Consider the following 12,293-nt stretch of genomic DNA (forward strand, 5'->3'; position numbering starts at 1 on the left):
CCAATGAGCAAGTCCGCTTCAATGAGCACCGACACCCTCAAGGTGAAGGGCAAGAAACAGAAATCACAGATCATGCAGGCCATGGTGGAAGCCCTCTATCGCTTCAACCCCAGGGCGCTGCTCGGCAGCCCCATCCTGTTCACCCTCTGGCTGGCGGCCGTGATGGCCAGCGTGGAATCCCTGCTGGGACAGCCTGTCTCCGGCGTCGCCCCTTCACTGGCCTGGCAGCTGACCGCCTGGCTCTGGCTCACCCTCTGGTTTGCCAACTTCGCCGAGACCCTGGCCGAGGGGCGCGGCAAGGCGCGGGCCGACAGCCTGAAGGCGGGCATGAGCCAGCTCAAGGCGCGCCGGGTCACCCATCCGCAGGATGACAAGGGGGAGTGGGTGCCAGCCACCAACCTGCGCAAGGGCGATCTGGTGCTGGTGCGCAGCGGCGAGATGATCCCCGCCGACGGCGAAGTGGTCGCCGGCATCGCTTCGGTCAACGAGGCCGCCATCACGGGTGAATCTGCCCCCGTCATCCGCGAGTCGGGCACCGATCGCAGCGGCGTGACCGGCAACACCACCGTCGTCTCCGACGAGATCTGGGTGCGCATCAGCAACAATCCGGGCGAAAGCACCCTGGATCGCATGATTGCGCTGGTGGAAGGGGCCAAGCGCCAGAAGACCCCCAACGAGATGGCGCTGGATGCCCTGCTGGTGGGGCTGACCCTGATCTTCCTGCTGGTGGTGGCCACCCTGCCCTGGTTCCTCGACTACAACGGCACCCAGGTGCCCCGGCTCTACCTGCTGGCCCTGTTCATCACCCTGATCCCGACCACCATCGGCGGTCTGCTCTCCGCCATCGGCATCGCCGGCATGGACCGGCTGGTGAAGCTCAACGTGATCGCCAAGTCCGGCCGGGCGGTGGAGGCCGCCGGCGACGTACGCACCCTGCTGCTGGACAAGACCGGCACCATCACCTTCGGCAACCGGATGGCGGATGAACTGATCCCGGCCCCCGGTATCGATCCGGCCCTGCTGGCCCAGGCCGCCATGCTGGCCTCGCTCGGTGACAACACGCCGGAGGGCAAGTCCATCCTGACCCTGGCTGGCAAGAGCCACACCAGACCGAGCCAGCTGGAGAGCGACATCCTGATCCCCTTCAGCGCCGAGACCCGGCTGAGCGGGCTGGATCGCAACGGTCATCAATATCGCAAGGGGGCGGTGGACGCCGTGCTGCGCTACCTCTCCCTCGATCGCAAGGCGGTGCCCGAGCCCATCCTCAAGTCGGTCGACAGCATAGCTCGCCAGGGCGGCACCCCGCTGCTGGTTTGCACCCACGAGAAGCTGCTGGGAGTGGTGTTCCTCAAGGACATCATCAAGCCGGGCATCAAGGCCCGCTTCCAGATCCTGCGCCACATGGGGATCCGCACCGTGATGATCACCGGCGACAACCCGCTGACCGCCGCCGCCATCGCCGCCGAGGCCGGGGTAGACGACTTCATCGCCGAGGCGACACCGGAGAAGAAGCTGGCCTACATCCGCCAGGAGCAGGCCGACGGCCGGCTGGTGGCCATGTGCGGGGACGGCGCCAACGACGCACCGGCACTGGCCCAGGCCGACGTGGGGCTGGCCATGAACGAGGGCACCCAGGCCGCCAAGGAGGCGGGCAATCTGGTGGATCTCGACTCCAACCCCACCAAGCTGCTGGACGTGGTGCTGGTGGGCAAGCAGTTGCTGGTGACCCGTGGCGCCCTGACCACCTTCTCCATCGCCAACGACGTGGCCAAGTACTTCGCCATCCTGCCGGCCCTGTTCATCGCCGCCTATCCGCAGTTGGGGGCGCTGAACCTGATGCAGCTGGGCAGCCCGGAAAGCGCCATCCTGTCGGCCATCATCTTCAACGCCCTGATCATCGTCGCGCTGGTGCCGCTGGCCCTGCGCGGGGTCAGCCTGCAGGGCACGGCAGCCAGCCTGCTGCGCCGCAACCTGCTGCTCTACGGTGTAGGTGGTCTGATCGTGCCCTTCATCGGTATCAAGTTGATCGACCTGGTCATCACCGGCCTGGGGCTGGTGTAACGGCATCACCGGATGCGGGGCAGACCCGCATCCACCCAACACATTTGGAGCAAGAAAATCATGATAGCAATCAGAACCCTGCTGACCCTGACCCTGCTGCTGGGAGTGGCTTATCCGCTGGCCGTCACCGGGCTGGCCCAACTTATTTTCCCCTGGCAGGCCAACGGCAGCCTGCTCACCAACGACAAGCAGCAGGTAGTCGGCAGCGCCCTGCTGGCCCAGAAATTCGAGCGGGCCGACTACTTCCACTCCCGCCCCTCCGCCAGCGACTTCGCCACCATAGGTGGCGGCGCCAGCAACCTGGGAATGAGCTCGCCGCTGCGGGCCGAATTTGCCGCTACGACGGCCAAAGAGCAGCCGGAAGCCAGGGTCCCCGCCCTGCTGACCCGCTCCGCCTCCGGCCTCGATCCCCATCTGCCGCTCGATGCGGTGCTGGCTCAGGTGGATAGGGTCGCCGGGCAACGGGGGCTGGATCCCGTTCGGCTGACGGAGCAGGTCAAGTCGGCGGCACAAGCTGGTATCCTTGGCCCGCAGGTGGTCAACATTCTCCAGTTGAACCTGCAACTCGATCATCAAAAGGGCGCCTGAGGGCGCTCCTTGCCGTTCGGGAAGGCTCCCTTTCGACAACGGGGACAAGCATGAGTAATGTGGTCACGGTCGCGGTTCGGCCGATGCAACGGGAGCGCGGGGATGCGTGATGAAGTGAGGGCGGACGCCCTGCTGGCAAGCCTGGAACAGGAGCACAGGGGCAAGCTGAAGGTGTTTCTCGGCGCGGCCCCCGGTGTGGGCAAGACCTACGCCATGCTGCAGGCGGTGAGGGAACAGGCCAAGGAGGGGGTCGACATCCTGATCGGGGTGGTGGAGACCCACGGCCGCCAGGAGACCCTGGCCCTGCTCGACAAGCTCGCCATCCAGCCGCGCAAGCTGCACCTGCACCGCCAGCAGCGACTGGAGGAGATGGATCTGGACGGCCTGCTGACCCGCAAACCCGCCATCGCCGTGGTGGACGAGCTGGCCCACAGCAACGCCCCCGGCAGCCGCCACGAGAAGCGCTGGCAGGATGTGGAGGAGCTGCTCGGTGCCGGCATCGACGTCTACACCACCCTCAACGTGCAGCACCTGGAGAGCCTCAACGATCTGGTGTGGCAGCTGACCGGGGTCAGGGTCAAGGAGACCCTGCCCGACCAGGTACTGCTGGAGGCCGACAGCCTGGTGCTGATCGACCTCCCCCCCAAGGAGCTGCTCGGCCGCCTCAAGGAGGGGAAGGTCTATGTGCCCCACCAGGCCAAGGCCGCCCTGCAGTCCTTCTTCTCCCTTAACAACCTGACCGCCCTGCGGGAGCTGGCGATGCAGACCGCCGCCAGCCACGTGGAGGGGGATCTGCAACTGCAGTGGCAGGCCGCCGGCAAGACCACGCTGCCGCTAAGAGGCAAGCTGATGGTCTGCCTCGGCGACGAGCACGGCGCCGCCCTGGTGCGCTACGGCCACCGCTTCGCCCAGCGCCGCCAGCTGCCCTGGCTGGTGGTGCACGTCGACAGCAAGGGGCAGCGTTCCGCCGAACAGGAGCAGGCGCTGGCGCTCGCCTCCCAACTGGGTGCCAAGGTGCTGACCCTCTCCAGCCCGGCGGTGGCCGACGCCCTGCTGGAGACGGCCGAGCAGCAGCAGGTGTCGCAACTGCTGCTGGGCAAACCCCACAAGGCGCCGTGGCGCCGCTCGCTGGTGCAGCATCTGCTCAGGCAGGCACAGGGGCTCGAGATCACCCTGGTGGACACAGAGAAGCGCAAACCAGGCCTGAACTGGCAGCCGCTTCACCCCAAGGACATTCGCCAGAGCCTGCTGGCGGTGGTCATCATGGGGACCACCTCGGCCGCCGTCTGGGGGCTCTCCCACTGGCTGCCGCCCGCCTCCCTGCCCATGCTGTTCGTGCTGGGGGTGCTGGCCACCGCGCTCACCACCAGCCTGGTGCCCGCCATCCTGGCCGCCGTGCTGGGCTTCGTCGGCCACAATCTGCTGTTCACCGTCCCCTACTTCTCCCTCAGCGTCGCCAGCCACAGCGACCTGCTCACCCTGTTCGTGCTGCTCATCGTCGGCATCACGGCCGGGCGGCTCGCCTCCCGTCAGCGCCAGCAGCTGGTCGGCCTGCGCGAGACCCAGCAGCTGGGCAATGCCCTGCTCTCCCTGAGTCAGGGGTTGGCCACCGCCAGCAGTCCGGTCGAGGTGCTCAGGCAAGGGAGCCAGGCCATCTCGCTGGCACTGGGCCAGCCGGTGTTTGCCCTCGATCGGCACTACCAGTACTGGGCCGGCTCGACCGAGCACAAGCCGGGACAGACCGACAAGGCGGCCATCGACTGGTGTCTGGCCCAGAAGCAGAGCGCCGGCGCCCACACCGCCACCCTCAACGCCGCCGAGGCCCAGTACCATCACCTCAGCGATGAGCTGGTGCTGGGCATACTGCTGGCCAATCCGCTCGCCTCCTCGGCCGAGCATCAGCTGCAGGCGCTGCTCACCGATATCCGCGCCGCCCTGGCACGGATCGACCTCAACGAGCGGCTGGCCGACAGCCAGCTGCAGGCGGAGACCGACCGGATGCGCGCCGCCCTGCTCTCTTCTGTCTCCCATGATCTGAAGACGCCGCTCGCCACCATCATGGGGGCCGGCAGCACCCTGCTGGAATATGGTGACCGGATCAGCAGCGAAGACCGCAGCGAGCTGTTGCACTCGGTGCAGGAGGAGGCGCGCCGCCTGCACAGCTATGTGCAGAACCTGCTGGACATGACCCGCATCGGCTCACCCGACTTCCAGCTGAAACGGGACTGGGTCGATCTGGCGGATCTGGTGGAGAATGCCCGCCGCCGGCTCGACTCCTCCTGGCGCCAGCACAAGCTGCTGGTGCACTTCGATCAACAGATCCCCCGGCTCTATGTGCATGGCGCCCTGATCGAGCAGGTGCTGGTCAACATCCTCGACAACGCCTCCCGCTACTCGCCGGCCGGCACCCCCATCGAGTTCAAGGTGATGCTGGCGGACCCCGACCTCATCATCGACATCATCGATATCGGGGTCGGCATCGCCGAGTCGGACCGCGACAAGATCTTCAACCTCTTCTACACCCAGCCGGTCGGTGATTGCGGCAGCCGCGGTACCGGGCTTGGCCTCGCCATTTCCCGCGCTATGATAGAGGTCCATGGGGGCCGCATCTGGGCCTTTTCCGGCCCCAACGGCAACGGTACCTGCATGCGCATCTCCCTGCCGTTGGCCCTCAATGCTCCGGCGGCCTGATGGTCGCCGCCCTTTTTCATCAGCGAGCTGGAGGTTGAATGGCTCACATACTGGTCATCGACGACGAGGCGGCCATCCGCCGTTTTTTGCGGATCAGCCTGATCGCCGAAGGCCATCAGGTCAGCGAGGCGGTCGGCGTCAACGAGGGTGTGGCGCAGTATCGCCACCTCAACCCCGACCTGGTGATCCTGGATCTGGGCCTGCCGGACGGGGATGGCCTCCAGGTGTTGCAGGCCATTCGCGAGCACCATCAGCATCCGGTACTGGTGCTGTCGGCGCGGGATTCGGAGCAGGAGAAGGTGCGCCTGCTGGATGCGGGAGCCAATGACTACATGAGCAAGCCGTTCGGCGTTGGCGAGATGATGGCCCGTATCCGGGTGCTGCTGCGCCAGCGGGCCGGGGTCAGCAGCGGTGAGTGCCGCCACTTCCCCCAGTGTGGGCTGACCCTGGACAGCAGCAGCCACAGGGTCACCCTGGGGGAGGAAGAGGTGGCCCTCTCCCGCAAGGAGTTCGCCCTGCTGCAGGCGCTGGTGTGCCACCCCGGCAAGCTGGTGCTGCAGACCCAGCTGCTCAACGACATCTGGGGGCCGAGCCACAAGGAGGACACCCACTACCTGCGCATCGTCATCGCCAGCCTGCGCAAGAAGCTGGGGGATAACCCTCAGCAACCCACCCTCATCGAGACCGAATCCGGCATCGGCTACCGCTTTATCGGCAGCTGATGTTTCACGTGGAACGACGCCAGCAACAACACAGGGCCAACAGACCGCAGCCACCGAGCAGCAGACCGAGATCTTGCAGCCAGGCGGCGATGGCGAGCCCCAGGCTGAGCAGCAGATAGTAACCGAGCCCGAACAGGGCACCGGCACTGCCTGCCACCTCTCGATAGGCCAGCAGCGCCTGGCTCAGCACATTGGGGATAGCCAGCCCGAATGCCACTACCACTCCCGTCATGGGCAGCAGAAACCAGAGCGACGCCTGACTGGCCCACACCAGCCAACCCGAGCCCAGCGCCAACACGGCGGCGAGCCGGATCAGGGAGGCAGGCGACCAGCCAAGCCCCAGCAGACGCTTGTTGAGCAGGCTGCCCCCCAGGGTCGCCAGTGCCAGCACGATACCGGAGTAACCAAACTCACCCGCGCTCAGCCCCAGCTCGGCAAACAGAAATGGCGCCAGACTGTAGTAGCCGAACAGCATGGTGTTGAACAGGGCCACCAGAGCGGCGCTGCGCCACAAGCCGGTATCACGCACCATCCGGCATGCCAGCGGCCAGAGTGCCACTCGCTGGGTGGTGATCGGCCGGGTTTCCGGCAACTGCCGGCAGGCCATCAACAACAAGCCGACTGCCAGCGCCAGCAGGGCGCCAAATACCCCGAGATAACCAAAACCATCAGCCAGCAGGCCGCCGCTCACCAGCCCCAGCACCGGGCTGAGGGAAAGCGCGATGCCCATCACCGAGAAGACCCGCGCCAGATCGCTGCCCTGATAGCTGTCGCGCAGCATGGTTTGGGTCACCACGGATCCCACGGCGGCACCGAAGGCCGCAATGACCCGAGCCAGCAGCAGGGTTTCAAACTCAGTGGCCAGCAACGCCAGCAGGGTGCCGGCGCCATAGGTCAGCAACCCCGCCAGCATGGCGGGACGCCGCCCGATGAGATCGCACAGTCTGCCCCAGCAAACCACTCCCGCCGCAAACGCCAGAAAATAGACCGACAGGGTCTGGGATGCCTGCCCCTCGCTCACCCGAAACTCAGTGGCGATATGGGTCAGTACCGGGCTGTAGATGGTCTCCACTATCTGCGGAAACATCATCAGTCCGACCACCAGCCAGAGCGGTGGCAACTTGTTGTTCATGACAAACCTCCTTCACTAGAGGCCGTCATTCTAGAGTGACGCCGATTGTCCGATTACAATAAGCAGGACTATAAACATCAAGAATCGGACACATGGCCTTTATTCTTCCCGATCACCCTTTTGATCCGGACCAGCACGACGGCAGTGCCATCGGTATCGCCGCCGCCCTCGGCTGGCACGACTCTGGCCGCCACCAGCACAGGCGCCATCAGCTGCTGTTCGCCCAGGCCGGCTGCATGACCATAGAGCTGGACGATCAGGTCTGCCTGCTGCCGCCGACGCGGGCCGCCTGGTTGCCGGCGGGTCTGCCCCATCGGGTGCTGATGCGCGGGGTGGTGGCCTATCGCTCCCTCTATTTCAAACCCGAACCCGGCTTGCTGGCCGAGATGGCGGTGCTGGCGGTCAACCCGCTGCTGCGAGAGATCATCGAACGGATGGCGCTCTGGCCGTGGGACAAGCCGGAGGCAGAGCAGACCTGCACACTGGCATTATTGAAAGAGGAGCTGGCGCAAGCGCCGCGGGAATCCTGGCAGTTGCCGCTGCCGTCAGACGTGCGTCTGGCCGGCTGGCTGCAGGAGGTGAAGCAGGGTGACGCCCTGCCCGATCGGCTCAACCGGCTGGCCGAACGGGTGGGTGCCAGTGACAAGACCATAGGCCGCATCTTCATGCGGGAGACCGGCATGAGCTACCAGGCCTGGCGTCAGCAGTGGCGACTGCTGCGGGCGCTGGAGCTGCTGGCAGAAGCCGAGCCCATCAGTCGGGTGGCGGCTGCGCTGGAGTTCGCCAGCGACAGCGCCTTCATCGCCTTCTTCAGGCAACACACGGGGCAGACCCCCTTGCGCTATCTCAACTCTCGGGATGAGTCGCATCGGCCGAGCTCGCCTCCACCACCAGGGTCTCCAGCGCCAGCGGCTTGAGGTTGTGGATCGCCTCCTCCACCACCGCATGGGAGGCCTGCTGCTGCTGGGCCAATACTTCCTGCTCCAGCTTCACGCTGTCCAGTTCGGGTCTGGAGTACTCGTCGGCCATGACGTTCAGGCTCAGGCTGCTGGCAATCAAGGTTGCGATCAGGATTTTCATCTGGTGTGCTCCGGTGTGGTTGAGATGACCAGATAACTATTCCAATTGTCGTGCCACATCTATAACGATATGATTTTACTAGAATTAATTGTTTTCAGATGAAAAGTGGCGCCAGTTGAAAAGCATCCTGTAGTCAGGATTGAACCAACAAGTGGTCATTTTAACCACACTAGATTTTGCCTGCTGTTCCACGTGGAACGTCCCATCTTTTTGATCGACACTCGCTTTTAAACTGAGCTATGGTGCTAGTCCCCCGTAACTGACTCTGGATCTGTCACCGAATGGAATTTTCCTTGTTCGGCGAGAAGTTCACTCGCCATGCCGGTATTACCCAACTCATGGATGACCTTAATCAGGGGCTGACCAATCCGGACGCCATCATGCTGGGTGGCGGCAATCCGGCCCCCATCCCTGTCATGCTGGAACGCTTTCAGGCCGAGGCCAAGAGCCTGCTCGACAACGGCGAGCTGGTGAAGGCGATGGCCAACTACGATGGCCCCCAGGGCAAGGACAGGTTCACCAAGGCGCTGGCGGCCCTGCTCAGCAAGGAGCTGGGTTGGGAGATCTCCGCCCGCAACATCGCCCTGACCAACGGCAGCCAGAACGCCTTCTTCTATCTGTTCAACCTGCTGGCGGGCGAATTTGCCGATGGCCGCAAGAAGAAGGTGCTGTTCCCGCTCGCCCCCGAGTACATCGGTTATGCCGACTCGGCACTGGCGGACGACTACTTCGTGGCCTACAAGCCCACCATCGAGAAGCTGGCCGATGGCCAGTTCAAGTACCACGTGGACTTCGAGAGCCTGCAGGTGGGTGACGACATCGGGGTGATCTGCGTCTCCCGGCCGACCAACCCGACCGGCAACGTGCTGACCGACGAAGAGATCGAGCACCTCGATCAGATCGCCCGCGACAAGGGCATTCCGCTGCTGATCGACAATGCCTATGGCGTCCCCTTCCCTGGCATCATCTTCAGCGAGGCCAAGCCGTTCTGGAACGCCAACACCATCCTCTGCATGAGCCTCTCCAAGCTGGGGTTGCCGGGCACCCGCTGCGGCATCGTCATCGCCGACGAGAAGATCATTCAGGCCATCACCAACCTGAGCGGCATCATCAATCTGGCACCGGGCAGTCTGGGCCCAGCCATCACCATTCCGATGATCGAGAGCGGCGAGATCATCGCCCTCAGCGAACAGATGGTGAAACCCTTCTATCGGCAGAAGGCGGAGCTGGCGGTGCAGCTGCTGCGCGAGGCGATCCCCGATCCGCGCTTCCATATCCACAAGCCGGAAGGTGCCCTCTTCCTCTGGCTCTGGTTCGAAGACCTACCGATCCACTGCCAGGCACTCTACGAGCGACTGAAGGCGAAGAACCTGCTGATCGTGCCGGGCCACTACTTCTTCCCTGGCATCGACGATCCGGAGTGGCGTCACAGCCGGGAGTGCATCCGCCTCAACTACTCCCAGAGCGAGGAGCTGGTGCGCCGCGGCATCGCCATCCTGGCCGACGAGATCAACGCCCTCTACGCCGACTAATCCGCTCGGCGATACAAAAACAGAGAGGCCTGCGAATGCAGGCCTCTCTTCTATCAGCTGGTCAGCGGTACTGTTTAGCCGGGCAGCGCCAGCTGCTCGGGCTTGCCGATGGGGATGGCGCGGGGCTTGAGCGCCTCCGGCAGCTCGCGGGCCAGCTCTATGGTCAGCAGGCCATGCTCCAGCTTGGCACCTTGCACCTCTACATGCTGGCTCAGCTTGAAGGCGAGCTCGAAGTCCCGCTCGGCGATCCCCTGATGGAGGAACTGGCGCTCGCCCATGGAGGCGACCTTGCGCCCCTTCACCTTGAGGGTGCCGTTTTCGGTCTCCAGCTCCAGCTCATTGCGCTCGAAACCGGCCACGGCAACCGTGATGAGGTAGCTGTCGTGATCGCGCTTTTCAATGTTGTACGGGGGGTAGGCCGAGGTCTTCTGATCGAACAGGCCTTCCAGCTCACGGGCCATCCGCTCGAAGCCGACGGCATTGGAATAGAGATGAGAAAAATCGAGGTTACGCATGATCCTATCCTTCTATAAAGCAACAGGGTTTACTCTCCACGGGCCCGTCAATCGGCACCCGGGAAACATCAACAATGCAACGAGGTCAGACTGTCAGCCGTTGATCTCGATCTTGCGGGGCTTCATCGCCTCGGGCACTTCGCGCACCAGGTCGATGTGCAGCAGACCGTTCTTCAGATCGGCGCCCTTCACCCGCACATAGTCGGCCAGCTGGAAGCGACGCTCGAAGCCGCGTTCGGCTATGCCTTGATAGAGGTAGTTACGCTCGGTATCGGCCTGCTTGTTGCCCTTCACCGTCAGCAGATTTTCCTGGAAGCTCAGCTCCAGCTCTTCCTGGGTAAAGCCCGCCACCGCCATGCTGATGCGGTAGTCGCTGTCACCCAGCTGTTCGATGTTGTAGGGGGGATAACCGGCATTGCCATTGCTGGCGGCAGATTCGATGAGATTGGCCAGACGATCGAAACCGATGGCAGAACGATAGAGCGGAGAAAAGTCGATAGAACGCATAGTATTATCCTCTTTTGAGCGATAACCGATTGTTTGCCCTCCTGATGGACGGGCGCCTGGTCGAAACCTCTGTCGAGCGTTCCGGCCTTGTTATCTATATAGGGGCCCGCTTTCGGCTTTCAAGGGCTCTGATCGAAAAATCTTCTCTCCGCCCATTTGCAGGCTTTTCCCTCATTGGGCTTCCTCCCCCAGTCACAAACATGGCACCCTGAGCGGAGATCTTGAGGAGTCACATCATGTCCCGTTCCGAACGCCTGCTGGCCCTGCTGCAACTGCTGCGCGGCCACCGCTACGCCATCACCGGCAGCGAGCTGGCCAGCCAGCTTGGCATCAGTCTGCGCACTCTCTATCGGGATATCGCCACCCTGCAGGCACAGGGCGCCCACATCGAGGGGGAAGCGGGTATCGGCTATGTGCTGCGCCCCGGCTTCATGCTGCCGCCGCTGATGTTCAGCAAAGAGGAACTGGATGCGCTGGTACTGGGCTCACGCTGGGTGGCGGCCCATGCCGATCATGCCCTCAGCACCGCCGCCAGCAGCGTGCTGGCCAAGATAGAGGCCGTGCTGCCCGCCGATTATCGCCAACAGCTGCATGCCAATGCCCTTCTGATCGGCACCGCTCGCGGTGACAGCCCCGTCGACGAGGCTCCGCTGCGCAGCGCCATCCGCCAGCAGCGCAAGGTGACCCTGAGCTATCGGGATCTCAAGGAAGCGAGTTCGGAGCGCACCGTCTGGCCCTGTGACCTCGGCTACTTCGACCAGGTGCGGATTCTGGTGGCCTGGTGCGAGCTGCGCCAGGGCTTTCGCCACTTTCGGGTGGACAGGATCAGCGCGATGCGGCTGGAGGCGGAACCTTATCCTGGCAATCGGGAACGGTTGCTCAAGGAGTGGCGCGCCAGCCAGCAGCTCCCGCAACCCAGATTCATTGCTGACAGAAACTGACAGCAGGCGGCGCCATGCTGATGGGGTCGGCGCCGATGCGCCATCTCATCAGCAAGGAGCATCACCATGTTAGTCCCCCAGTTCACCATCCTCTACGTTGCCAACCCGACCCGCAGCGCCCTCTTTTACCGCGAGCTGTTCGGCCGCCCACCGGTAGAAGAGTCCCCCACCTTTACCATGTTCGTGTTCGAGTCAGGCGCCAGACTGGCACTCTGGTCCCGCGCCACGGTCGAACCCGCCGTGACCCAAACGGCCGGGGCCATGGAGCTGGCCTTCGCCCTCCCCGATGATGCCGCTGTCGATCGCCAGTCTGCGGAGTGGCAGGCGCGCGGGCTCACCCTGATCCAGGCACCGACCCGGATGGAGTTTGGCTACACCTGTATGGCCCTCGATCCGGACGGCCATCGCCTGCTCCTCTACTGCCCTGCACCTGAGCTTGGGTAATCGGGTTCAATGTTTCACGTGGAACGTGCCACCTCCTCCGCCAGAAAAACAAAAAGCCGCTCACAGGGAGCGGCTTTTTT

The 12,293-nt window shown here is 63.9% G+C and carries 12 protein-coding genes; 8 read left to right on the forward strand and 4 right to left on the reverse strand.

Features of this window, described 5'->3' with window-relative positions:
* Nucleotides 1-3 precede the first annotated feature (3 nt).
* The 4 genes from kdpB (at nt 4) to CK627_RS03845 (ending at nt 6,062) form a co-directional block, all read left to right on the forward strand.
* Entirely contained in the window at nt 4-2,061 is a 2,058-nt protein-coding gene (gene kdpB, locus CK627_RS03830; RefSeq protein ID WP_095591721.1) for a potassium-transporting ATPase subunit KdpB, read from the forward strand.
* A gap of 60 nt (nt 2,062-2,121) precedes the next feature.
* The gene (locus CK627_RS03835; protein ID WP_095591722.1) at nt 2,122-2,649 is read left to right on the forward strand and encodes a potassium-transporting ATPase subunit C; all 528 of its coding nucleotides are present in this window, start codon (nt 2,122-2,124) and stop codon (nt 2,647-2,649) included.
* 102 nt (nt 2,650-2,751) lie between these two features.
* Nucleotides 2,752-5,340 (forward strand): DUF4118 domain-containing protein, encoded by a 2,589-nt coding sequence (locus tag CK627_RS03840; protein ID WP_017780325.1) that lies wholly within the window; start codon nt 2,752-2,754, stop codon nt 5,338-5,340.
* Between the two features lie 38 nt (nt 5,341-5,378).
* Entirely contained in the window at nt 5,379-6,062 is a 684-nt protein-coding gene (locus CK627_RS03845) for a response regulator (protein ID WP_095591723.1), read from the forward strand.
* 4 nt (nt 6,063-6,066) lie between these two features.
* Here the strand turns inward: CK627_RS03845 and CK627_RS03850 are convergent, their stop codons facing one another.
* Nucleotides 6,067-7,194: a multidrug effflux MFS transporter gene (locus CK627_RS03850; protein WP_095591724.1), complete on the reverse strand. Its 1,128-nt coding sequence runs from the start codon at nt 7,192-7,194 to the stop codon at nt 6,067-6,069.
* Nucleotides 7,195-7,286: 92 nt separating this feature from the next.
* Between CK627_RS03850 and CK627_RS03855 the strand changes: the two genes are divergently transcribed.
* Entirely contained in the window at nt 7,287-8,111 is an 825-nt protein-coding gene (locus CK627_RS03855; protein ID WP_042051607.1) for an AraC family transcriptional regulator, read from the forward strand.
* Here CK627_RS03855 and CK627_RS03860 read toward each other — a convergent pair.
* Nucleotides 8,041-8,274 (reverse strand): hypothetical protein, encoded by a 234-nt coding sequence (locus tag CK627_RS03860; protein ID WP_042051608.1) that lies wholly within the window; start codon nt 8,272-8,274, stop codon nt 8,041-8,043. The genes CK627_RS03855 and CK627_RS03860 overlap by 71 nt on opposite strands.
* A 281-nt stretch (nt 8,275-8,555) precedes the next feature.
* Here CK627_RS03860 and CK627_RS03865 point away from each other — a divergent pair, with 281 nt between their 5' ends.
* A complete protein-coding gene (locus CK627_RS03865; protein WP_095591725.1) occupies nt 8,556-9,806 on the forward strand; it encodes a valine--pyruvate transaminase in 1,251 nt (416 codons plus the stop codon).
* Nucleotides 9,807-9,880: 74 nt separating this feature from the next.
* On the opposite strand, the gene CK627_RS03870 is transcribed toward CK627_RS03865, so the two are convergent.
* Together CK627_RS03870 and CK627_RS03875 are read right to left on the reverse strand one after the other, a co-directional pair.
* Nucleotides 9,881-10,321 (reverse strand): Hsp20 family protein, encoded by a 441-nt coding sequence (locus CK627_RS03870; RefSeq protein ID WP_017766633.1) that lies wholly within the window; start codon nt 10,319-10,321, stop codon nt 9,881-9,883.
* A gap of 93 nt (nt 10,322-10,414) precedes the next feature.
* Nucleotides 10,415-10,828 (reverse strand): Hsp20 family protein, encoded by a 414-nt coding sequence (locus CK627_RS03875; protein WP_010635612.1) that lies wholly within the window; start codon nt 10,826-10,828, stop codon nt 10,415-10,417.
* Nucleotides 10,829-11,064: 236 nt separating this feature from the next.
* Between CK627_RS03875 and CK627_RS03880 the strand changes: the two genes are divergently transcribed.
* The gene (locus CK627_RS03880) at nt 11,065-11,769 is read left to right on the forward strand and encodes a helix-turn-helix transcriptional regulator (protein ID WP_095591726.1); all 705 of its coding nucleotides are present in this window, start codon (nt 11,065-11,067) and stop codon (nt 11,767-11,769) included.
* Nucleotides 11,770-11,835: 66 nt separating this feature from the next.
* Nucleotides 11,836-12,213, forward strand: a complete 378-nt coding sequence (locus tag CK627_RS03885; protein WP_095591727.1) for a VOC family protein — start codon at nt 11,836-11,838, stop codon at nt 12,211-12,213.
* Nucleotides 12,214-12,293: the final 80 nt, after the last annotated feature.

Source organism: Aeromonas dhakensis (assembly GCF_002285935.1).
In the GTDB taxonomy this organism is placed as follows: Bacteria; Pseudomonadota; Gammaproteobacteria; order Enterobacterales; family Aeromonadaceae; genus Aeromonas; species Aeromonas dhakensis.